The sequence below is a fragment of the Nocardioides pymetrozini genome (assembly GCF_046058985.1).
Lineage (GTDB): Bacteria > Actinomycetota > Actinomycetes > Propionibacteriales > Nocardioidaceae > Nocardioides.
In genome coordinates, this window is record NZ_CP175556.1 from 2,011,385 (window position 1) to 2,031,929 (window position 20,545).

The 20,545-nt window shown below is 72.7% G+C and carries 23 protein-coding genes and 1 tRNA gene; 18 read left to right on the top strand and 6 right to left on the bottom strand.

The genetic code is table 11. The annotated features are described in order from the left end of the window. Positions 1-4 precede the first annotated feature (4 nt). The 10 genes from ACJ5H2_RS09815 (at position 5) to ACJ5H2_RS09860 (ending at position 9,367) form a co-directional block, all read left to right on the top strand. Entirely contained in the window at positions 5-832 is an 828-nt protein-coding gene (locus ACJ5H2_RS09815) for a helix-turn-helix domain-containing protein (RefSeq protein ID WP_408899374.1), read from the top strand. Further along, positions 822-1,226 (top strand): VOC family protein, encoded by a 405-nt coding sequence (locus ACJ5H2_RS09820; protein ID WP_408899375.1) that lies wholly within the window; start codon positions 822-824, stop codon positions 1,224-1,226. The genes ACJ5H2_RS09815 and ACJ5H2_RS09820 overlap by 11 nt, the downstream gene beginning before the upstream one ends. A 10-nt stretch (positions 1,227-1,236) precedes the next feature. Further along, positions 1,237-2,313 (top strand): prephenate dehydrogenase, encoded by a 1,077-nt coding sequence (locus ACJ5H2_RS09825; RefSeq protein ID WP_408899376.1) that lies wholly within the window; start codon positions 1,237-1,239, stop codon positions 2,311-2,313. 24 nt (positions 2,314-2,337) lie between these two features. After that, positions 2,338-3,039: a (d)CMP kinase gene (cmk, locus tag ACJ5H2_RS09830; protein WP_408899377.1), complete on the top strand. Its 702-nt coding sequence runs from the start codon at positions 2,338-2,340 to the stop codon at positions 3,037-3,039. A 110-nt stretch (positions 3,040-3,149) separates the two neighbouring features. Continuing rightward, entirely contained in the window at positions 3,150-3,749 is a 600-nt protein-coding gene (locus ACJ5H2_RS09835; RefSeq protein ID WP_408899378.1) for a lysophospholipid acyltransferase family protein, read from the top strand. Next, complete coding sequence (gene der / locus ACJ5H2_RS09840; protein WP_408899379.1) at positions 3,742-5,082, top strand: ribosome biogenesis GTPase Der; 1,341 nt, start codon at positions 3,742-3,744, stop codon at positions 5,080-5,082. Before ACJ5H2_RS09835 ends, der begins: the two co-directional genes overlap by 8 nt. Before the next feature lie 64 nt (positions 5,083-5,146). Next, a complete protein-coding gene (locus tag ACJ5H2_RS09845) occupies positions 5,147-5,728 on the top strand; it encodes a hypothetical protein (protein ID WP_408899380.1) in 582 nt (193 codons plus the stop codon). Beyond that, on the top strand, positions 5,725-7,413 hold the full coding sequence (locus tag ACJ5H2_RS09850) for a DNA polymerase Y family protein (RefSeq protein WP_408899381.1): 1,689 nt from the start codon (positions 5,725-5,727) through the stop codon (positions 7,411-7,413). Before ACJ5H2_RS09845 ends, ACJ5H2_RS09850 begins: the two co-directional genes overlap by 4 nt. 3 nt (positions 7,414-7,416) lie before the next feature. Next, the gene (locus ACJ5H2_RS09855; RefSeq protein ID WP_408899382.1) at positions 7,417-7,926 is read left to right on the top strand and encodes a hypothetical protein; all 510 of its coding nucleotides are present in this window, start codon (positions 7,417-7,419) and stop codon (positions 7,924-7,926) included. 88 nt (positions 7,927-8,014) lie between these two features. Continuing rightward, entirely contained in the window at positions 8,015-9,367 is a 1,353-nt protein-coding gene (locus ACJ5H2_RS09860) for a phospholipase D-like domain-containing protein (RefSeq protein ID WP_408899383.1), read from the top strand. Positions 9,368-9,382: 15 nt separating this feature from the next. Here the strand turns inward: ACJ5H2_RS09860 and ACJ5H2_RS09865 are convergent, their stop codons facing one another. Continuing rightward, positions 9,383-9,577, bottom strand: coding sequence for a hypothetical protein (locus tag ACJ5H2_RS09865; RefSeq protein WP_408899384.1), 195 nt, complete (start codon positions 9,575-9,577; stop codon positions 9,383-9,385). Between the two features lie 37 nt (positions 9,578-9,614). Then, entirely contained in the window at positions 9,615-10,097 is a 483-nt protein-coding gene (locus ACJ5H2_RS09870; protein WP_408899385.1) for a nuclear transport factor 2 family protein, read from the bottom strand. Between the two features lie 69 nt (positions 10,098-10,166). Here ACJ5H2_RS09870 and ACJ5H2_RS09875 point away from each other — a divergent pair, with 69 nt between their 5' ends. Together ACJ5H2_RS09875 and ACJ5H2_RS09880 are read left to right on the top strand one after the other, a co-directional pair. Then, on the top strand, positions 10,167-10,505 hold the full coding sequence (locus tag ACJ5H2_RS09875; RefSeq protein ID WP_408899386.1) for a TraR/DksA family transcriptional regulator: 339 nt from the start codon (positions 10,167-10,169) through the stop codon (positions 10,503-10,505). Between the two features lie 52 nt (positions 10,506-10,557). Further along, positions 10,558-11,682 (top strand): endonuclease/exonuclease/phosphatase family protein, encoded by a 1,125-nt coding sequence (locus ACJ5H2_RS09880; protein ID WP_408899387.1) that lies wholly within the window; start codon positions 10,558-10,560, stop codon positions 11,680-11,682. Between the two features lie 2 nt (positions 11,683-11,684). On the opposite strand, the gene ACJ5H2_RS09885 is transcribed toward ACJ5H2_RS09880, so the two are convergent. Continuing rightward, positions 11,685-11,963, bottom strand: coding sequence for a PLDc N-terminal domain-containing protein (locus ACJ5H2_RS09885; RefSeq protein ID WP_408899388.1), 279 nt, complete (start codon positions 11,961-11,963; stop codon positions 11,685-11,687). Positions 11,964-11,994: 31 nt separating this feature from the next. On the opposite strand from ACJ5H2_RS09885, the gene arr reads away from it, so the two are divergent. Next, positions 11,995-12,405 (top strand): NAD(+)--rifampin ADP-ribosyltransferase, encoded by a 411-nt coding sequence (arr, locus tag ACJ5H2_RS09890; protein WP_408899389.1) that lies wholly within the window; start codon positions 11,995-11,997, stop codon positions 12,403-12,405. Between the two features lie 12 nt (positions 12,406-12,417). Here arr and ACJ5H2_RS09895 read toward each other — a convergent pair whose 3' ends face one another. Next, positions 12,418-12,540, bottom strand: coding sequence for a hypothetical protein (locus ACJ5H2_RS09895; protein ID WP_408899390.1), 123 nt, complete (start codon positions 12,538-12,540; stop codon positions 12,418-12,420). 252 nt (positions 12,541-12,792) lie between these two features. Here ACJ5H2_RS09895 and ACJ5H2_RS09900 point away from each other — a divergent pair, with 252 nt between their 5' ends. Then, positions 12,793-13,671, top strand: a complete 879-nt coding sequence (locus ACJ5H2_RS09900; RefSeq protein ID WP_408899391.1) for an Ltp family lipoprotein — start codon at positions 12,793-12,795, stop codon at positions 13,669-13,671. A gap of 100 nt (positions 13,672-13,771) precedes the next feature. Here the strand turns inward: ACJ5H2_RS09900 and ACJ5H2_RS09905 are convergent, their stop codons facing one another. Further along, on the bottom strand, positions 13,772-14,245 hold the full coding sequence (locus tag ACJ5H2_RS09905; RefSeq protein WP_408899392.1) for a VOC family protein: 474 nt from the start codon (positions 14,243-14,245) through the stop codon (positions 13,772-13,774). 86 nt (positions 14,246-14,331) lie between these two features. Next, the gene (locus ACJ5H2_RS09910; RefSeq protein WP_408899393.1) at positions 14,332-14,724 is read right to left on the bottom strand and encodes a VOC family protein; all 393 of its coding nucleotides are present in this window, start codon (positions 14,722-14,724) and stop codon (positions 14,332-14,334) included. 52 nt (positions 14,725-14,776) lie between these two features. Here ACJ5H2_RS09910 and ACJ5H2_RS09915 point away from each other — a divergent pair, with 52 nt between their 5' ends. The 4 genes from ACJ5H2_RS09915 (at position 14,777) to ACJ5H2_RS09930 (ending at position 20,529) form a co-directional block, all read left to right on the top strand. Further along, the gene (locus tag ACJ5H2_RS09915) at positions 14,777-16,144 is read left to right on the top strand and encodes a DUF222 domain-containing protein (protein ID WP_408899394.1); all 1,368 of its coding nucleotides are present in this window, start codon (positions 14,777-14,779) and stop codon (positions 16,142-16,144) included. Between the two features lie 7 nt (positions 16,145-16,151). After that, complete coding sequence (locus ACJ5H2_RS09920) at positions 16,152-19,469, top strand: error-prone DNA polymerase (RefSeq protein ID WP_408899395.1); 3,318 nt, start codon at positions 16,152-16,154, stop codon at positions 19,467-19,469. A gap of 93 nt (positions 19,470-19,562) precedes the next feature. Continuing rightward, positions 19,563-19,636 (top strand) — tRNA-Pro (locus ACJ5H2_RS09925). A 113-nt stretch (positions 19,637-19,749) separates the two neighbouring features. Then, entirely contained in the window at positions 19,750-20,529 is a 780-nt protein-coding gene (locus tag ACJ5H2_RS09930; RefSeq protein WP_408899396.1) for a helix-turn-helix domain-containing protein, read from the top strand. Positions 20,530-20,545: the final 16 nt, after the last annotated feature.

Genomic DNA, 20,545 nt, shown 5'->3' on the forward strand with positions numbered 1-20,545 from the left:
TGGCGTGATCCCGGCCCCACCGGTCCCCGTGGCGCTGCGCCCCTATGTCGCGGCGCGGATCCCGTACGACGTCCGCTTCGGCGCGCCCGGCGTCCACCGCGGACTGCCGTCGACGACCCTCACGCTGGTGCTGCCGCTCGACGACCCCCTGCGCGTCGCCTGGGCGGGACGTCCCTCGACCCTGCACGCCGCATGGGGATCGCTGTCCGGGCTGCACACCGAGCCGGCCGCGGTCCACCACGACGGCGCGCAGCGCGGAGTCCAGCTCGCGCTGACCCTCGAGGGAGCACGGGTGCTCCTCGGGCGGCCGGCGGCGGACCTGTCCGGCGCGCTGACCGACCTCGACGAGGCCGCCGTCCCGCGCCCGCTGCGGGAGCTGCCGGAGCGGCTGCACGCCGTCCCGACCTGGGCGGGCCGCGTCGCGCTCGTCGACCGCGTCCTGGCCGCGCTGGCCGCGCAGCGCGGTGACCACGCTCCGCGAGCCGAGGTGGCCCGCGCGCTCGCGCTGCTCACGTCGGGCACCCGGGTGAGCGAGGTGGCCGACGAGGTCGGCTACAGCCGGCGACGGCTGTCCTCGCTCGTGCGGGCCGAGGCCGGTCTCGCACCGAAGGCCTTCCAGCGCCTGGCACGCTTCGAGACGGCGCGCCGAGAGCTGGGCAGGCGACCGCTGGCCGAGGTGGCGGCGCTGTGCGGCTACAGCGACCAGGCCCACCTGAGCCGTGAGTGGTCGGCGCTGGCCGGGTGCACGCCGACGACCTGGCTGCGCGAGGAGTTCCCGTTCGTTCAAGACCGCGCGGACGGCGTACCGGCAGGATCGGGCCATGACCACTGACGCAGCGACGGTCCGGCTCTGGCCGGCCCTGCAGTTCCGCGACACCGACACGATGACCGCCTGGCTGCGGGCGATCGGCTTCACCGAGCACGCCACCCACCGGGACGAGACCGGCACGGTCGTCCACGCCGAGTGGCTCTGGCCCGGCGGGGGCGGGCTGATGTGGGGAGCGGTCCGCGACGACAGCCCGCTCCAGCCCGCCGGCTCCGGCGCCGTCTACCTGGTGAGCGACGACCCCGACCGCGTCTTCGACGCCGCGGTCGCCGCCGGGGCGAGCGTCGAGCGCCCGATGGTCGACCAGGACTACGGCGGCCGGGGCGGCAGCGTCCGCGACCCCGAGGGCAACCACTGGTCGTTCGGGTCCTACCAGCCGGGCGCGGAGGCGATCCCCTAACCTGTCCTGCGTGTCAGAGACGAGTGCGCTCACGGGCCCGGTCGAGATCGTCGGGACCGGCCTGATCGGCACCTCGATCGCGCTGGCGTGCCGCCGGTCGGGGCTGGACGTGCTCCTCACCGACACCACCTCCGACCACGTCAGGACCGCGACCGGGCTGGGTGCCGGGCGACCGCGCACGGCGCAGGACACCCCCCAGCTCGTCGTGGTGGCGGTCCCCCCGGACGCGCTCGGAGCGGTGATCGCCCAGTCGCTCGACGCAGCGGGGCCGGGGACGGTGGTGACCGACGTGGGCAGCGTCAAGGACGCGCCGCTCGCCGCGGTCGCGCGCCACCCGGCCGTCGGCAGGTACGTGGGCGGCCATCCCATGGCGGGCACCGAGCACTCCGGCCCGCTCGGCGCGAGCGCCGAGCTCTTCGAGGGCCGCCCCTGGGCGGTGACCCCCGGGCCCGACGCGACCCCGGCCGCGACCCGGGTCGTCGAGGCGCTGGTGCGCGTGTGCGGCGCGGTCGCGGTGCACCTGAGCCCGGCCGAGCACGACCGCGCCGTGGCCCGGACCTCGCACGTCCCGCACCTGATGGCCTCGCTCGTCGCGGGCACCCTGGCCGGCGCCTCGCCGGACCACCTCGCGCTGTCCGGAACCGGCGTCCGCGACGTCACCCGGGTCGCCGCCGGCGACCCCCGGCTCTACAGCCAGATCATCGGGGGCAACGCCGCCGCCGTCGCGGCACTGCTCGCCGAGGTCCGCGACCGGCTCGACCTCGCGCTCGCGGCGGTCGCCGACGGCGACCGGGTCGGGCTGGAGTCACTGCTCGCCTACGGCCAGGCCGGCACCCGGGCCATCCCGGGCAAGCACGGCGCCGCACCGCAGCCGATGGAGGCGGTCCGGGTGGCCCTGCCCGACCAGCCCGGCGGGCTGGCCCGGCTCTTCGCGGACGCCGGCGCGAGCGGGGTCAACATCGAGGACGTGCGGATCGACCACGACCCGGGCCGCCCCGTCGGCCAGGTCGAGCTCGACGTGGTGGCCGGCCGGGCCGAGGAGCTGCGGGCGGCCCTGGAGTCGAGGGGCTGGACCACGCACCCGTGAGCCGGCACCGGTAGCCTACGGGCCGTGAACGCGCAGGTGGACGTCCTCGAGCACGTGGTGATCGCCGTCGACGGGACGTCCGGCTCGGGCAAGTCGAGCACCTGCCGCGCCGTCGCCGACCGACTCGGCCTGCGCTATCTCGACACCGGCGCGCAGTACCGCGCCGTGACCTGGTGGATGCTCGAGCAGGGCGTCGACGTCCACGACGCCGCCGCGGTCGCCGCGCGCGCCGGGGAGCCGGTGCTGGTCTCGGGCACCGACCCGCTCGCCCCGACGATCACCGTCGACGGCGTCGACGTGTCGGTGCAGATCCGCAGCGACGAGGTGAACGCCGCCGTCTCGCCGGTCAGCGCGGTCCCCGAGGTCCGGGCACGGCTGGTCGCGATGCAGCAGGCGATCATCGCCCCGCCCGGAGGCCGCCACGGCGGCATCGTGGTCGAGGGACGCGACATCGGCACCGTCGTGTGGCCCCAGGCCGAGCTGAAGGTCTACCTCACCGCCGACCCGGCTGCCCGGGCCGCGCGCCGGGCGCTGGAGAACGGCGGCGTCGACGCCGCCTCGATCGCGGCCACCCGCGAGTCGCTCCTCGCCCGTGACGAGATCGACTCCGGCCGGGCCGTGGCGCCGCTGACCATGGCCGACGGCGCGGTCCACATCGACTCCACCGAGCTGACCCTGGACGAGGTCGTCGACGCCGTGGTGGGCCTGGTGATGGAGCGCCGGTGAGCGCGCCTCCACCCGGCTCGTCGCATCGGGTCCCGCGCCCCGCACGCGGGCTCCTGGCTGCGGGCAGACCCGGGGCGCGCTGGCTGATCCGGCGCCGCTGGGATGTCCGGGTGCACCATGCCGAGCGGTTCCCGGCGACCGGCCCGGTCGTCGTCGCCGGCAACCACATCGGCCTGGTCGACGGCCCGCTGATGGCGATCTTCGCGCCGCGACCGGTGCATGCGCTGACCAAGGTCGAGATGTTCGCCGGACCGCTGGGTGCCTTCCTGCGGGCGTCGGGGCAGATCCCGCTGGACCGCTTCCATGCCGACCCGGCCGCGGTGCGGGCCGCGCTGCGGGTGCTCGGCGAGGGTGGCGCCGTGGGCGTCTTCCCCGAGGGCACCCGCGGGCCGGGTGACCTGGAGACCTTCCGCGGTGGCGCGGCCTACCTGGCGCTGGTCACCGGCGCGCCCGTCGTGCCGCTGACCTTCCTGGGCACCCGTGAGCCAGGCGGCTCCAGCAGCTCGCTGCCCCGCAAGGGGGCCCGGATCGACATCGTCGTGGGAGAGCCCTCTGCCGTCGATGCGGTGCCCTGGCCCCGGACGCGGGAGAATGTCCGTCTGACCTCGGCCGCGCTGCGCGACCACATGCAGCAGCAGCTGGCCGTTGCCCTGGATGAGACGGGGCGGAGCCTGCCCGGCCCGCTCCCGCAAGGAGAACCTGATGAGTGAAGTCGCCCCGGCCGGGGTGGTCCCGGTGCTGGCCGTCGTCGGCCGCCCGAACGTCGGCAAGTCGACCCTGGTGAACCGGATCCTCGGCCGTCGCGAGGCGGTCGTCGAGGACATCCCTGGCGTGACCCGCGACCGGGTGTCGTACGACGCCGAGTGGGCCGGACGCGCGTTCACCCTGGTCGACACCGGCGGTTGGGATCCCGACGCCCGCGGAATGGCCGAGCGGATCAAGGCCCAGGCCGAGGTGGCGGTCAGCCTCGCCGACGCGGTGCTCTTCGTCGTGGACGCCTCGGTGGGCATCACCGACGCGGACGAGGCCGTCGTCCGGGTGCTGCGCAGGTCCGGCAAGCCGGTCGTGCTCGCGGCGAACAAGGTCGACGACGAGCGCGCCGAGGCGGAGGCGCACGGGCTGTGGAATCTCGGCCTCGGCGAGCCGCACACCGTCTCCGCGCTCCACGGCCGAGGCTCGGGCGACCTGCTCGACGCCGTGCTCGCCGTGCTGCCCGAGACGCCGGAGCGGCCCGAGCAGGAGGTCGGCGGGCCCCGGCGCATCGCCATCGTGGGGCGTCCCAACGTGGGCAAGTCCTCGCTGCTCAACAAGCTCGCCGGCGAGGAGCGGGTGGTCGTCGACAACGTCGCCGGGACGACCGTCGACCCGGTCGACGAGCTGGTCGAGCTGGGCGGGCGGCAGTGGCGCTTCATCGACACCGCGGGCATCCGCAAGCGGGTCAAGGAGGCGTCGGGCCACGAGTACTACGCCTGGCTGCGGACCTCGACCGCCATCGAGCGCGCCGAGGTGTGCGTGCTCGTGCTGGCGGGCAACGAGTCGATCGCCGAGCAGGACGTGCGGATCCTCCAGGAGGTGCGCGAGGCCGGCAAGGCGCTCGTGATCGCCTTCAACAAGTGGGACCTCGTCGACGCCGAGCGCCGCTTCTACCTCGACCGCGAGATCGACCGCGACCTGGTCCAGGTGCAGTGGGCGCCGCGGATCAACATCACCGCGAAGACCGGCTGGCACATCGACCGTCTCGTCCCGGCCCTGGACCGCGCGATCGAGGGCTGGGAGACCCGGATCTCGACCGGCTCCCTCAACTCCTTCCTCGGCCGGATCGTCGCCGAGCACCCGCACCCGGTGCGGGGCGGCAAGCAGCCGCGGATCCTCTTCGGCAGCCAGGTGCAGAGCGCGCCGCCGGTGTTCAAGCTGTTCACCACGGGCAAGCTCGACCAGGGCTACGAGCGGTTCATCGAGCGCCGGCTGCGCGAGGAGTTCGGCTTCGTCGGCACCCCGATCGAGATCAAGGTGCAGCCGCGGGAGAAGCGCGCGCGCCGCTGAGTCCCTCGGGGTCGCCGGGAGGCACCCGCTTGCCATGTTCGAACAAATGTTCGAACATGGGGGAGTGAGCCAAGCCGCCGTCCTCGACCAGCTCCGGGGGCGGATCGCCGCGCTCGAGGGCGGTCCGACCCGGCTGGGCGTCCCGGTCCTCCCGGAGCTCTCGGGACTGGTCCAGCTGCGCACCGGCGGGGTCTACGGCGTCGACTCCGCGAGCCTCGCCATGGCTCTCGCCGCGGGGGCCTCGCAGGCCGGGGAGTGGGTCGGCTTCACGGGCTGGGACGACTTCGGGGCCGAGGCCGCCCACCAGCGCGGGATCGTGCTCGGGCGCACGGTCCTCGTCCCCGCGCCGGGGGAGCACTGGCTGGAGGTCGCCGCGGCCCTCGTCGACGTCGTGAAGGTCGTCGTGCTGCGCCCGCCCGGCGGGGTCGACGCCCAGTCCGCCTCGATCCTCGAGGCCCGGCTCCGGGCGCGCTCGGCGGTGCTCGTCGTGCAGGGGGAGTGGCCGCGCTGCGAGGCGAGGATCAGCGCCGAGCAGGTCGTCTGGGAGGGCATCGGGCAGGGGCGCGGCCGGCTGCGCGAGCGGCGGGCCACGCTCGTGGTGCGCGGCGGGGCCCGGATGCCGGTGCGGACCGAGGTGGCGCTGTGACGCGGACGATGGTCCTGTGGTGCCCGGACTGGTCCGTCACCGCAGGCATGCTGGAGCTCGCCGACTCCGACACCGGCCCAGCGTCCGGTCCAGGAGCCGGTCCGGCAGCCGGCCCAGCAGCCGTGACCACGGCGGCGCCCGCCGCCGTCCTGGCCAACAACGTCGTCACCGTGTGCAACGCCGCCGCGCGGGCCGAGGGTGTGCGGCGCGGCCAGCGGCGTCGGGACGCCCAGGCCCGCTGCCCCGAGCTGGTGCTGCTGGACGCGAGCCCCGAGCGCGATGCGCGGTGGTTCGAGCCGGTGCTGACCACGGTCGAGGCGGTGCGGCCCGGGGTGGCTCCGCTGCGCCCGGGACTGCTCGCCGTCCCCGCGCCCGGCCGCTACTTCGCCCGGGCCGGCCTCGACGGCGAGGAGACAGCCGCCGCGGTGCTCGCCGAGCATCTCGTCGAGGCGGGCGTGTGGGACAGCCGGTTCGGCGCGGCCGACGATCTCTACACCGCGGAGCGGGCGGCCCGGCAGGCGCCGCCGCAGGCCTGCCTGTCGGTGGCCCCGGGCGGCTCGGCGGAGTTCCTGCGCGCTCTGCCCGTCACGGTGCTCGCCGACGACGGGCCCGAGGGAGCCGAGCTCGCCGACCTGCTGCGCCGCCTCGGCCTGGTGCTGCTCGCCGACTTCGCCCGGCTCGGCGCGGGCGAGGTCGCCAACCGCTTCGGCAGCTACGGCACCGACGTGTGGCGCCGCGTGCAGGGCAGGGAGGTCACCCGGCTCGCCGCGCGCACCCCACCGCCCGAGCTGGCGTGCGAGATCTCCTTCGAGCCTCCGCTCGACTCGGCGGAGGCGGTCACCTTCAGCGTCCGCACCACCGCCGAGCGCTTCGTCGCCGGGCTCGCCGAGAGGCAGCTGGTGGCCACCTCGGTGCGGGTCGAGGCCGAGTTCGAGCCGTCGCCGTCGCACGACGGGCAGGGCGTGTCCACCCGGACCTGGCTGCACCCGCGCTGCTTCACCTCCCGCGACCTGGTGGACCGCGTGCACTGGCAGCTCCAGGCGGGGATGGCGTCCTCGGGACTGCGCAGCCGCAAGTCCACCGGCGAGGCCATCACCTCCGCGGTCACCCTGGTCCGCTTCCTGCCCGAGGTCGTCGAGCCCGCCGGCGACCACGCCGACGGGCTGTGGGGCGGCGGCGCGGAGGAGCAGGTCGTGCGGGGGGTCGCGCGGGTCCAGGCGATGGTCGGGTACGACGCCGTCCGGGTGCCGGTCCTCCAGGGTGGGCGCGGCGCGGCGGACCGGCAGGCGCTGGTGCCGTGGGGCGAGCGCCCGGTCGGCCTGCGCCCCGTCGACCGGCCCTGGCCAGGGCGGATCCCCGGTCCGGCGCCCAGCCGGGTCTTCGCCACGCCCCTCGAGGCCGAGGTCGTCGACGAGGCGTCCGTCCCCGTCGCCGTGACCGCCCGCGGGGTGGTCACGGGGGAGCCGTGGCGGATCCGGATCGGACGGCGCTGGTGCCCGGTCGCGTCCTGGGCCGGGCCGTGGCCGGTCGACGAGGGCTGGTGGCTGGCCGCGAACCCCGGCCAGGGCTCGGCATCCGGCTCGGGGAGGGCGGCCCGCTTCCAGGTGGTCGGCGTGGACGGCCGGGCCTGGCTGCTGTGCTGGCGCGATCCGGGGAGCTGGGAGGTGGAGGCGGCGTACGATTGACCCATGGGACGCACCGGGAAGCCGGCTGACCTCGTCGGGCGCAACCTGCGCGCCCTGCACGGCGCGCTCGAGCACAGCGTCACCATCCAGATGACCCGGCTGCAGAGCCTGATGGACGACCTCGTCGCCCGCGGCTCGCTGACCCGCGACGAGGCCGACAGCCTCCTCGGGCAGCTGGTCAGCACCGGCAAGGCCTACTCCCAGGCTCTCCTGCAGGTCCTCGACACCGTGCGGGGGCAGGCTCCGAGGCTGCCGCTCGTGCCCAGCCAGCTGCTGCCCGGGCGCCGCCGGAGTGCCGCGGTGGGCGACGACGAGCCGACCGTCGAGCCTCCGCCGCTCGACAACGTCGAGACACTCGTCGTCCCCGACCTCGACACCCTCACCGTCCCGCAGGTGAAGGCGCGGATCGCCGGACTGGGTCCCACCGAGCTGCGCCGCGTGCAGGAGCGGGAGATCGGCGGCAAGAACCGCAAGGGCGTGCTGGCCGAGATCGACCGGCTCCTGCGCGAGTGAGCAAGCCCGCCGCCGCGACCCTGTAATGGATCGCGCCCCGCTCCCGCTGGTAGGGCGGAACAGTCCGGGACATCAGGGAGTGGGAATCGTGCGGTTCGAGTGGGGGACGTCGGCGGTCGGACGGACGCGAGGGGTGGTCGCGGCGGGGGTCGCGCTGCTGCTCGGGATCGGGCTGCTGGCCGGGAGCCAGGGCGTCCTGGCGCGGGCGGAGGCCGCGCCCGCCGCGTCCACGGTCGTGAAGCGCGCGCCCGACCCGTCGTACGTCGTGACGCCGGGGATCGTCTTCAACCACCCCTTCCGCAAGAAGAAGCGGACCAAGATCCAGCGCAAGATCATCCACACGGTCAAGAACGTCCCCGCGGGCGAGTCGATCCGGCTGATGACGTGGAACTTCGACTCGCCCAAGCTGGCCAAGAAGTTCATCAACGCCCACCGGCGAGGGGTCTCGGTCCAGATCATCATGGCCCGCGGTCTGGCGCGGTCGCAGGGGCCGGGGCGGTCGTACCCGGTGCTGCGCAAGGCGCTGGCGAAGGGCAACGCCGAGCGGCCGAAGTCGCAGCGCAGCTGGATCCGCACCTGCGTCGCGACCTGCCGCGGCAAGGGCGGTGCCATGCACTCCAAGCTGATGCTGGTCAGCCGGTCCGGTGCCACCAGCCACATCGCCATGCAGGGCTCCGGCAACTTCACCGGCGCCGCGGCGGTGCAGCAGTTCAACGACTGGACCACGATCACCGAGAACCCGGCCGTCTACGACGGCTGGATGACGATGTGGAAGCAGGCGAAGAAGGACAGGAACACCAAGCCGCTGCGGTTCACGGTCGGCACGATCACCTCGATGTTCGCGCCCCACAAGAAGAAGGTCGACCCGGCGCTGAAGGTGCTCGACGAGGTGCGGTGCACGGGCGCCGCGAACGTCCCGGGTGGGCGCACGAAGGTGCGCATCGCCAACGCCGTCTGGGGCGACGAGCGCGGTGCGCGGGTCGCGCGCAAGGTGCGGGAGCTGGCCCGCGCGGGCTGCGACGTGCGGATCGTGTTCATGATGATGTCGCTGAAGATCCGCAACATCCTGCGGGGCCTGCCGGCGAAGCAGATGGTGTACATCACCGGCGCGACGGCCAACAAGTTCAAGGACCGCTATGTCCACCTCAAGGGGCTGGCGGTCCAGGGCAACGTCGACGGCCGCGCCGACGGCAACGTCGTCCTCTCCAGCAGTGAGAACTGGACCCAGCTCGGCTGGCACTCCGACGAGCAGAACGTCATCTTCCGCGACGACGCGCTGATGGCGGCGCAGTACGCCGACTGGGTGGACCTGATCTACCGCCAGGCGCCGCGCAGCCTCAACAACTACGTCAACTCCGCCGACCCCAACGGCCGCGTGGTGCCGGGCACCGAGTTCCTCGGGCCGAGGGACTACCCCTTCCACGAGCTCGAGCTGCACTGACGGAGCGCCCCGAGGTCACCCGCCCGGTGTCTGGGAGCTCTCCCGGCGGGTGCCCTCGGGGTCGTCGACGCGCTCGTCGGACTCCTCGAGGATCGCGGCGGCCTGGTCCTGCGGATCCTCGCTGCCCGCCTGCTGCTCCTCGGGCAGGAGCTCGGCCCGCTCGGCCACCCGCTCGGCCTCGCGCTGGTCGTCACTGGGTGTGCTCGTCATGGACCCGACGTACCCGCTCGCCGGGCCGACAGCCGCCTCAGTGGGCGAGCGAGGGGTCCCAGCGGTTGGCGATCAGCCGGAAGCTCGGTGTGTCCTCGAGGGAGGTCGTCGCCTCGTAGATGCGCTCGTACTGCGTCGAGGCGATCCGCCAGGACCCGTCGGCGTCGCGACGGTAGGTGTCCTGGTAGTAGCCGCCGCCGCGGACCTGCATCCGGAAGTCCGGCACGATCACCGTGTCCTCGAAGGCCCAGGAGCCGGTCGCGGCGTCGCCGTCGACGTCGATCTCGGGGTGGTTGGCGATGTGGACCGTGATGATCCCGGGGCCGAGGTTGGCCGCCATGTACTCGGCGACCTCCGTGCGGCTGTCGAAGTGCAGCGGCTCGCCCATCGCCTGGGTCCCGTAGCGGGCGCGCACGTCCTCGGCGAGACAGTCCGCGAACTCGTCCCAGCGCTTCAGGTCGAGGGTGCGGAAGTAGCGGTACTTGAGGCGCTTGATCTCTTCGATCGCGACGAGGTCCATGGGCGCACTGTAGAACGTGTTCTAGGTCTGGTCGAGGGGTGTCGGTCGTCGGTGGCAGGGTGGCCTCCCATGGACCCCCGCGCACTGCTGGAGGCCGAGCGGGCCGAGGCGGGCCGCCGGCTCTCCGGCCTGACCGGCAGCTTCGACGAGGTCGTCGCCGCCTCGCGCGACACCAACGCCGACGACGAGCACGACCCCGAGGGCGCGACCATCGCATTCGAGCGGTCCCAGCTGGCGACCCTCGTCGCCCAGGTCCGCCGCCATCTCGCCGAGGTCGACGCCGCCCTCGCGCGCCTGGACGCCGGGACGTACGGCGTGTGCGAGCGCTGCGGCGAGCCGATCGCCTCCGCGCGGCTCGAGGCCCGGCCGTCGGCACGCCGGTGCGTCGCCTGCGCCGCACGACCCTAGGGGGCCCGTTCGGGCCATTGCCCCGCGTGCGGCACCCGCCCATCGTGGACGCATGCGGATCGCGTCGTTCAACGTCGAGAACCTCTTCGCCCGGCCCAAGGCGATGGACAGCGGCGAGGCCGACGCCGAGACCCGCAGCCGGATCCTCGCCGCCCACGCGCGGGTCTCGGAGCTCTTCGAGCGGGCCAGCTACGCCGGCGTGGAGGCCGAGATCCTCGACCTCCTCGACCAGCTCGGCGTGCTGAACGACGACGAGGGCACGTTCGTGCGGCTGCGCAAGCTGCGCGGGCGGCTGCTGCGCCGGCCGATGACCGGACCGGTCACGCTGGTCGCGGAGGGCCGGGCCGACTGGGTGGGTTGGGTCGAGCTGAAGACGGTGGCCGTCAACGTGCGGGCCACCGAGCACACCGCTCTCGTCATCAAGGAGCTCGGCGCCGACGTCCTCACCGTGGTCGAGGCCGACGACCGGCCGGGCCTGGAGATGTTCAACCGCGCGATGCTGCCGGCCGTGGGCGGCACGCCGTACCCGCAGGTGATGGTCGTCGAGGGCAACGACACCCGTGGCATCGATGTCGGCTGTATGGCGGCGCCCGGCTACACGCTGGCGCAGATGCGCACGCACATCTTCGACGCCGACACGCAGGGCCCGGTGTTCTCCCGGGACTGCTGCGAGTACCACTTCGACACCCCGGGCGGCAGCCGTCTCGTCGTCCTGGCCAACCACTTCAAGTCGAAGGGCTATGCCTCGAGGAACGACCCGATCGGCGCCAAGCGGCGCAAGCGCCAGGCCCGCCGGGTGGCCGCGATCTACAAGGCCCTGCGCAAGGAGGGCCTCGAGTACGTCGCGATCACCGGCGACCTCAACGACGACCCCGCGAGCGACGCCCTCGCACCACTCCTCTCGCTGCCGGGGCTCACCGACATCAGCGCGCACCCCGACTTCGACTGGAACCACCGCCGCGGCACCTACGGCTCGGGCAACGAGAAGGACAAGATCGACTACGTCCTGCTGTCCGATCCCCTCTTCGCCCGGGCCACCGGGGGCGGGGTGTACCGCAAGGGCGTCTACCGCGGCAGCCGCACGAAGGACCCGTGGGAGGTCTTCCCGACGCTCGACCGGCCCGAGCACGAGGCCTCGGACCACGCGGCGATCTACGCGGACCTCGAGGACCTCTGAGGTCAGGGAGCCGCGGCGCGGGTGGCGCGCGACGCCGAGTCGTCCGTCCCAGAGGCGACGGCAGTCCTCATCGCGCGCACGGCTTGGCGGAGGCGGAGCCGCGGTCCGGTCAGGTACAGAAGCCCACCGAGCGGCGGGAGCAGGAGGGAGAGGGCGATCCACAGCGCTCGGTTCTGGCCTGCGCGGTGCCACGTGGCCGGGCGGAACCGGAACATGTCGATGACCGCGAGGAGGCTCAAGGCGTAGTTGATGCCGAGCACGCCCAGCCATTCCGCGAACATGTCCGAACGGTACAGCGCCTAGGCTCGAGCCGTGAGCGACGTACTGGACGAGGGGCCCTTCTTCCACGGCACGAAGGCCGACCTGCGGGAGGGCGACCTGCTCACCGCCGGGTTTCGGTCGAACTACCGCCCGGAGGTGGTGATGAACCACATCTACTTCACCGCGCTCGTCGACGGCGCCGGCCTCGCCGCCGAGCTCGCGGCGGGCGACGGCGAGCCGCGGGTGTACCTCGTGGAGCCGACGGGCGACTTCGAGAACGACCCGAACGTCACGGACAAGAAGTTCCCCGGCAACCCCACGCGGTCCTATCGCAGCCGAGAGCCGCTGAAGGTCGTCGGCGAGGTCACCGACTGGACCCGGCTGGCGCCGGAGGCGCTGCAGGCATGGCGGGACCGGCTGGCCGAGCTGGCGGCGGACGAGCGAGGCGAGATCATCAATTAGCGCGGGCTTGACTCACGCACCGTCTCCGGTCAGCGCCGCGGCGAGCAGCCATTCGGCGCCCAGAAGCTGCGCGAGATCGGCGAGGCTGGTGGTGTCGCTCCCGACGGTGCCGGAGGCGGCGGCAATCCGCTCCACGGTCGCAGCTCGGGCGCCTGCTCCACGAACGGTCACCTCGGGTACGTCGAGTATGACGGGCGGTGGGTGGACCGCATCGGCGGGAGGGGGTCGGCGACATTGCCACGGCGCACTCGGAGCCGGAGGACGTCTCCGGTTCGGGCAAGGGAGTTCTACGTCCTGTTGCGAGGATTCGTTTCGTCGAAACCGAACGCGAGGTCGCGATCTCTCTTATCCTCCAGCTAACCAGTCACCTGTCGTCGGAGTGTCTCCATGTCAGTGCCCGCGCCTCCGCCCCCGCCTCCTTCTCAGCCTTATCTGGCGTCTCCGCCGAAGCGCCAGAACAAGGTGCTATGGATAGCGCTTGGCGTCGTCGGTGGAATCATGGTCCTGTGCTGCGGATTCGGAGGAATCCTGGTTGCGGTGTCTTCGGAGGACCAGGACACGGGGAAGGACTCCTCCTCCGGAGCGGCCGACGCCAAGGACACCTCTTCTGAGGAGTCCGAGACAGATGCCGACGGCGACGGCGTGAGTGACGGGGAGGACTACGACCCAACTGACGCGAACGTTCGGACTGAGGAAGACGTAGACACAGATGGCGACGGCGCCGCTGATGTGGATGACCCTGACCCGAGTGATCCGAAGGTGCGGACCAGAGACGACGTCGACACTGACAAGGATGGCGTCCCCGACTACAAGGACGCCTTTCCGGAGAATGCGAAGTACAGCAAGGACACTGACGGCGACGGGGTAGCAGACGCGATCGACGACTTTCCGAAAGACGAGCGGTACAGCAAGGACTCAGACGGAGACAAGCGTGCCAACTCCGTGGACGACTTCCCCAATGATCCGAGTCGATGGAAGATCACGTCGGAGATGTACAACGCGATCGAGAAAGCTAGTGACTATCTCGACTACTCGTCATTCTCGCGGAGCGGCTTAATCAATCAGTTGGAGTTTGAGGGCTTCAGCACTTCCGACGCTACCTTCGCTGTCGACTACTTGAAGGTCGATTGGTTCAAGCAGGCTGTGCAGAAGGCGAAGGACTATCTCGACTACTCGTCCTTCTCTCGGGCCGGACTGATCTCGCAGTTGCAGTTTGAAGGCTTCACCTACGAGCAGGCCGTGCACGGGGTCAATCAAGCGTACTGATGCTTCTCGGCGCCGCAGCTGATCGACGATCATCCGCCAGCGGGCCGCAGAAGTCTCGGTCGGAACTCGGCTGCCGGCCGCAGCTGCTTCCACGAAAACCTCACGCCCCGTCGTACGCCGCCTGCAGCTCGGCGATGTCGATCTTGCCCATCGTCAGCATCGCCCGGCAGGCCGCCTGGTTGGCGGGCGTGGTGTAGTCGCCGCAGAGCTCCTCGAGCTCGCGGGGGATGACCTGCCAGGACACGCCGTACTTGTCCTTGCACCAGCCGCAGGGGCCCGGCTCGCCGCCGTCGGCGGTGAGGATCTCCCAGTACCTGTCGACCTCCTCCTGGCCCTCGACGCTCAGGTAGAAGGAGAACGACTCGTTGAGGTGGAACTCCGGTCCGGCGTTGAGGCCGATGACCTCGTGGCCGGCGACGGTGAACTCGACGACCTCGGCGACGGAGGTGCCGGGCTCGGTCCAGGCGGTGAGGACCTGGCCGACCGACGAGTTCGGGATGTGCTCGGCGTAGAACTTCGCGGCCTCGACGGCCTTGTCGTTGCCGAACCACAGATGGGTGCGCACCGATGCCATGGGGGATCTCCTCGTCCGGGGGCCCTCCGGTCGAGGGCCGATGCCTAGGACGACCGGACCCGGCGGCGGGACTCATCGGCGAGGAGCTAGTCGAGGCAGAACTCGTTGCCCTCGACGTCGAACATGTTCTGGCAGGACTCGTTCTCCTCGTCGGCGAGGAGCAGCCGGCCGCGCCGTGCGCCGAGGGCCTCCAGCCGCGTCGCCTCCGCCTCGAGGACGGCGAGTCGCTCGTCGCCGGTCAGACCGGTGCCGACGCCGACGTCGAGGTGGACCCGGTTCTTGGCCGTCTTGCCCTCGGGGACGCGCTGGAAGTACATCCGAGGGCCGGCGCCGGTGGGGTCCTCGCAGACCGCCCAGGCGTCGTCGGGGTCGGGCGGGTAGGGCGGGTCGACGTACCCGAGCGCCGCCTTCCAGAAGTCCGCGACCGCGCGCGGGCTCGCGCAGTCGAAGGTCACCTGCACCTGTCGCACTGTGTCCACAGCGGCAGCGTAGCCAGTTGGAGATCGAACAGGTGTTCGATAGGATGTGGTCATGGACGCACCCCTCACCGCCGCCGAGATCCGGTCGTACGCCGACCGGGTGGTCGCGTGGTGCGATGAGGGATCGGCCGGTGGATCCGCCAGTGGATCGGCCGGTGGATCGGCCGACCAGGTGGACCTGATCGCCGCGCTCGAGGAGCTGAAGTCCGCGGCGTGCGCCGCCCAGGCGCAGGCGGCGGTCGCGTTCGACGCCCGGCGCCGCGCGGAGCAGGCGCGGGCGGGCGTGCCGGCCGCGCGGCAGGGCCGGGGGATCGCGGCGGAGGTCGCGCTCGCGCGGCGCGAGTCGCCGCACCGCGGTCAGTCCCTGCTGGGCCTCGCGAAGGTCCTCGTCACCGAGATGCCGCACACCCTCGCCCGGCTCCGCGACGGCTCGCTCAACGAGTTCCGCGCCACGATCCTGGCCCGCGAGACCGGCTGCCTGAGCGCCGAGCAGCGGTCCTTCGTCGACGAGGAGCTCTGCGCCGACCCGCGCGCCCTCGCCGGCGTCGGCACCCGCGAGCTCCTCGGCCGGGTGCGCCGGTTGGCGGCCGAGCTCGACCCCGCAGCGGTCGCGCGGCGCGCCCGTCGGGCCGAGGCGGACCGCAACGTCACGGTCCGGCCCGCGCCCGACACGATGGCCTACCTGACCGGGCTGATGCCGGTCGCCCAGGCGGTCGCGGCGTACGCGTCCGTCCGTGCGGCGGCGCTGAGCGCTCGTGCCCAGGGCGACCAGCGCTCGCTCGGCCAGCTGATGTCCGACCTGATGCTGTCTCGGCTGACCGGCCTGCCCGACACGGGCAGCGCCGAGCGTGCCCCCGCGGTGCCCGTCACCATCAACCTGACCATGTCCGAGGAGACCCTCGCCGGGGGCCACGCGCCCGCCGTGCTGTCCGGCGACGGTGTGGCGGGGGAGGTGCTCCCCGCCGAGGTCGCCCGCCAGCTGGCCGCCCACGCCCTGGACGACGCGACGGCGTGGTTCCGCCGGCTCTACCGCAACCGGCTGGGCCGGCTGGTGGCGATGACCAGTCGCCAGCGCCTCTTCCCCGACGGGATCGCCGAGCTCCTGGCCCTGCAGGGGCTGGGGATCTGCGCCAGTCCCTACTGCGACGCCCCGGTGCGCCACACCGACCACCTCACGCCCGTCGAGGAGGGCGGCGCGACGAGCGCCGCCAACGGGCAGGGCCTGTGCGAGGCGTGCAACCACGCCAAGCAGGCGCCGGGCTGGCGACAACGCGTGGTCTCGAGCCCGCGCGAGCGCCCCGAGGTCGAGACCATCACCCCCACCGGCCACCGGTACGTCGCCACCGCCCCCGCTCCGCCCGGCTGGCGGGAGCCGCGCTACGTGGAGATCGGTCCGGGCCGCTACGGCCTGGTCGCCTGAGCAGACCATGGGCTGGAACAACCCCCCGGTCCCGTGGAGCGAGCTCGAGCGCCGCCTGTCCGGACGCGTCCCGGCCCTCGAGGCGCCGGTGTCGCGACGGAAGCGACCCCGCGTCGAGCCCGAGCTGGTTCACCGACCGGCCGAGTCGGTGCCCTACGCCGAGCTCCACTGCCACAGCCACTTCAGCTTCCTCGACGGCGCCAGCTCTCCGGGGGACCTGGTCAAGGAGGCCGTGCGGCTGGGTCTCGACGGTCTCGCGCTCACCGACCACGACGGCTTCGCCGGAGCGCCGCTGTTCGCCGAGGCGGGCGCCGACTACGGTCTGCCCACCGTGTACGGCGCCGAGCTCACCCTCGACGTCCACCGCTCCCAGAACGGCATCCCCGACCCGGAGGGCACCCACCTGCTCGTGCTCGCGCGCGGCGTGGAGGGCTACCACCGCCTCTCCGGGGCGATCACGGAGGCCGGGCTGCGGGCGCCGGAGAAGGGCAGCCCCGCCCACGACCTCGACGAGCTCGCCGAGCGGGGGAGAGGGCACTGGATGGTGCTCACCGGCTGCCGCAAGGGCGCCGTACGGAGGGCGCTCGGCGAGCATGGTCCCGTGGCCGCGGCCGCCGCCCTCGACGAGCTGACCCGGCGCTTCGGGCGCGAGCACGTCGTGGTGGAGCTGACGGCGAGCGACCATCCGGGCGGAGAGGAGGACAACGACCTGCTCGCCCGGATCGCCGACGACCGCGGTCTGCCGGTGCTGGCGACGGGCAACGTCCACTTCGCGACTCCGGACAAGCGGCGCCTGGCCGCCGCGATGGCCGCCATTCGTGCCCGCCGCAGCATCGCCGAGCTCGACGGCTGGCTCGACCTGTCCGGCGGGGCGCACCTGCGCAGCGGCGAGGAGATGATGCGGCGCTTCGCCCACCGCCCCGACGCGGTGCGACGCTCGGTCGCCTTGGTCCGCGAGCTCGCCTTCGACCTACGCAAGGCCTCCCCGAGGCTGCCCAAGCAGGGCATCCCCGAGGGGCGCACGGCAGGCGAGCAACTGCGCCACCTCGTGGAGGAGGGCTTCGCGGAGCGGTACGCGCACCTGCCGCACGCCGGGAGGGCCCGGCAGCGGGTGGAGGCGGAGATGACGGTGATCTTGGAGAAGGACTTCGCCGGCTACTTCGTCATCGTGCACGACATCGTGCGGTTCGCACGGGACAACGGGATCCTGTGCCAGGGCCGCGGCTCCGCCGCCAGCTCGGCGGTGTGCTTCGCGCTCGGGATCACCGCCATCGACTCGGTGCTCTACGACCTGCCCTTCGAGCGGTTCATCTCCCAGCACCGCGAGGAGGAGCCGGACATCGACGTGGACTTCGACTCCGACCGGCGCGAGGAGGTGATCCAGTGGGTCTACGACACCTACGGCCGTCGCAACGCCGCGCAGGTGTGCAATGTGATCAGCTACCGCCCCCGGATGGCCGTACGGGACGCGGCGAAGGCGCTCGGCTACTCCACCGGCCAGCAGGACGCCTGGTCCAAGCAGGTCGACAGCTGGGGACGCGAGGTCGAGCGGGACCTCGGCATCCCCGACCCGGTCGTCGCCCTCGCGGAGGAGCTGATGTCCGCCCCTCGCCATCTCGGCATCCACTCCGGTGGCATGGTGCTCACCGAGCGCCCGATCGGCGAGGTCTGCCCGATCGAGAGGGCGCGGATGGACAAGCGGACCGTGCTGCAGTGGGACAAGGACGGCTGCGAGTCCATGGGACTGGTGAAGTTCGACCTGCTCGGCCTGGGCATGCTCGGCGCCCTCGACCACATGATGCGCCTCGTCGCCGAGCACCTCGGTCAGGAGTGGACCCTGGCCACGCTGCCCAAGGAGGAGCCGGCGGTCTACGAGATGCTGGGCCGCGCCGACTCGATCGGCGTCTTCCAGGTCGAGTCCCGCGCCCAGATCGGCACCCTCCCGCGGCTCAAGCCCGAGTGCTTCTACGAGCTCGCCATCGAGATCGCGCTGATCCGCCCCGGCCCGATCCAGGGCGGCGCGGTCCATCCCTACATCCGCCGCAAGACCGGCAAGGAGAAGGTCACCTACCAGCACGAGCTGCTCCGGCCGATCCTGGAGCGCACCCTCGGCGTCCCCCTGTTCCAGGAGCAGCTCATGCAGATGGCCGTCGCGCTCGGGGACTGCAGCGCCGACGACGCCGACCTGCTGCGCCGCGCGATGGGCTCCAAGCGCGGCGTCGAGCGGATCGAGAAGGTCAAGGACAAGCTGTACGCCGGCATGGCGCGCAAGGGCATCACGGGGGATGCGGCCGATGCCATCTACGTCCAGATCCTCTCCTTCTCCGGCTTCGGCTTCGCCGAGTCGCATGCGCTCAGCTTCGCGCTGCTGGTCTACGCCTCGTCCTGGTTCAAGCTCCACTACCCGGCCGCCTTCCTCGCCGGCCTGCTGCGCAACCAGCCGATGGGCTTCTACTCACCGCAGTCGCTGGTCGCCGACGCCCGCCGCCACGGGGTGCTCGTACTGCCGCCCGACCTCGCGCGCTCCGGCGTCCAGGCGGGGCTCGAGCCGGCTCCGAAGACCTCCGAGGAGCCTTCCGCCGACCCGCTGCGCTACGACGGCGCGCTGGCCGTGCGCCTCGGGCTCGACGCGGTGAAGGGCATCGGCACGGAGGTCGCGACCCGGATCGTGCAGGCGCGCGCCGATGCGCCGTTCGCCGACATCCGCGACCTGTCGCGACGCGCCGGGCTGAGCCAGGCCCAGCTCGAGGCGCTCGCCACGGCCGGTGCGCTCGACTGCCTCGGCCTGGACCGTCGTCAGGCGCTGTGGATGGCCGGGTACGCCGAGGACGCCGCCCAGCTGCCGGGGAGCACCCCCGCCCCCGCCCCGCCGACGCTGCCGGAGATGTCGCCGCTGGAGACGACCCTCGCCGATCTCTGGGCGACCCGGGTCTCGACCGACGTCCACCCGATCCAGCACTTCCGCGCCACCCTGGCCGCCGCCGGGATCAAGCCCGTGGGCGAGCTCGCGACCGCCGAGGCCGGGCGACGGGTGCACGTCGCCGGGCTGGTCACCCACCGCCAGCGCCCCGGCACCGCTGGCGGCATCACCTTCCTCAACCTCGAGGACGAGACCGGGATGCTCAACGTGATCTGCTCCCAGGGCGTGATGCGCGCCCACCGCCAGGCCGCCCGCAACCGGGTCGCCGTCGTGATCCGCGGCAAGGTCGAGCGGCAGGACGGCGTCACCAACCTCGTCGCCGACCGCGTCGAGCCCCTCGACGCCGTCCTCCCCGGCGCCGGCGACGCGCTCCAGGCGCGGCAGTCCTCGCGGGACTTCCGGTGACCCGGCGCGCCCGTAGCGAGGCCGATTCGGGGGAGCCCACGGGCCTGCGGTAGTGTTCCCCCCGCTCCGGACGGCTGGTTCCGGACGGGGCATCGGGCTGTAGCGCAGCTTGGTAGCGCACCTGACTGGGGGTCAGGGGGTCGCAGGTTCAAATCCTGTCAGCCCGACCGCATGCAGAGCCCCTCCGGACCGTCACGGTCGGAGGGGCTCTGTCGTCTCTGGCTCCCCATGACCTCCGAGGTCATGGGCGCCCGGACACCGCCTCCCTAGGCTGCGACCCATGACCGCAGTGCTGGAGAGCCCGCAGGTCGGGCCGATGCTTCGTTCGTGGCGAGAGCGCCGCCGGTTCAGCCAGCAGGAGCTGTCGAACCTGTCGACGGTCTCGACCCGCCACCTGAGCCGGGTGGAGACCGGCCGGGCCCACCCGACGCCCGACATGATCCTGCACCTCGCCGAGAACCTGGAGATCCCCTTGCGTGAGCGCAACCGGCTGCTGCTGGCCGCGGGCTACGCGCCGCGCTATCCCGACCGCTCCCTGGAGGACCGGTCCCTCGCGGTGGTGATGGACGGTCTCCGCAGCCTGCTCGACGCGCACCTGCCCTACCCGGCGATCCTGCTCGACGACTACTGGGACGTCGTGGACGCCAACACGGCGCTGACGCCCTTCCTCGAGGGGTGCGCGCCGGAGCTCCTCGAGCCGCCGCTCAACGTGGTGCGCCTGTGCCTGCGCCCGGACGGGCTCGCGAGGAGGATCGAGAACCTCGACCAGTGGGCGGCCCATCTCTACCACCGCGCGGCCGGTCGGGCCGAGCGGACGCACGACCCGCGCCACCATGCGCTGGCGTCCGAGATCGCCGAGCTCGCGGGCGGCGTACCCCGCCTCGACCCGGCGACGACGGGCCCGGTGCTCACCCTGGAGCTGCGCTACGGCGACGACCTGCTGCGCATGTTCAGCACCTCCGCGCAGCTGCAGACCGCCACCGACGCGGCGCTGGAGGGCCTGGCGCTGGAGACCTTCCTGCCGGCGGACGAGGCCACGCGGCGGTTCTTCACGGCCTGACGACTACGTTCGACCC

Bases quoted from the DNA above. Each gene is read 5' to 3' on its own strand.
- ACJ5H2_RS09820 (WP_408899375.1), top strand. From the start codon at position 822: ATGACCACTGACGCAGCGACGGTCCGGCTCTGGCCGGCCCTGCAGTTC.
- der (WP_408899379.1), top strand. From the start codon at position 3,742: ATGAGTGAAGTCGCCCCGGCCGGGGTGGTCCCGGTGCTGGCCGTCGTC.
- ACJ5H2_RS09855 (WP_408899382.1), top strand. From the start codon at position 7,417: ATGGGACGCACCGGGAAGCCGGCTGACCTCGTCGGGCGCAACCTGCGC.
- ACJ5H2_RS09865 (WP_408899384.1), bottom strand. From the start codon at position 9,577: ATGACGAGCACACCCAGTGACGACCAGCGCGAGGCCGAGCGGGTGGCC.
- ACJ5H2_RS09870 (WP_408899385.1), bottom strand. From the start codon at position 10,097: ATGGACCTCGTCGCGATCGAAGAGATCAAGCGCCTCAAGTACCGCTAC.
- ACJ5H2_RS09875 (WP_408899386.1), top strand. From the start codon at position 10,167: ATGGACCCCCGCGCACTGCTGGAGGCCGAGCGGGCCGAGGCGGGCCGC.
- ACJ5H2_RS09880 (WP_408899387.1), top strand. From the start codon at position 10,558: ATGCGGATCGCGTCGTTCAACGTCGAGAACCTCTTCGCCCGGCCCAAG.
- ACJ5H2_RS09885 (WP_408899388.1), bottom strand. From the start codon at position 11,963: ATGTTCGCGGAATGGCTGGGCGTGCTCGGCATCAACTACGCCTTGAGC.
- ACJ5H2_RS09900 (WP_408899391.1), top strand. From the start codon at position 12,793: ATGTCAGTGCCCGCGCCTCCGCCCCCGCCTCCTTCTCAGCCTTATCTG.
- ACJ5H2_RS09905 (WP_408899392.1), bottom strand. From the start codon at position 14,245: ATGGCATCGGTGCGCACCCATCTGTGGTTCGGCAACGACAAGGCCGTC.
- ACJ5H2_RS09915 (WP_408899394.1), top strand. From the start codon at position 14,777: ATGGACGCACCCCTCACCGCCGCCGAGATCCGGTCGTACGCCGACCGG.
- ACJ5H2_RS09920 (WP_408899395.1), top strand. From the start codon at position 16,152: ATGGGCTGGAACAACCCCCCGGTCCCGTGGAGCGAGCTCGAGCGCCGC.
- ACJ5H2_RS09930 (WP_408899396.1), top strand. From the start codon at position 19,750: ATGACCGCAGTGCTGGAGAGCCCGCAGGTCGGGCCGATGCTTCGTTCG.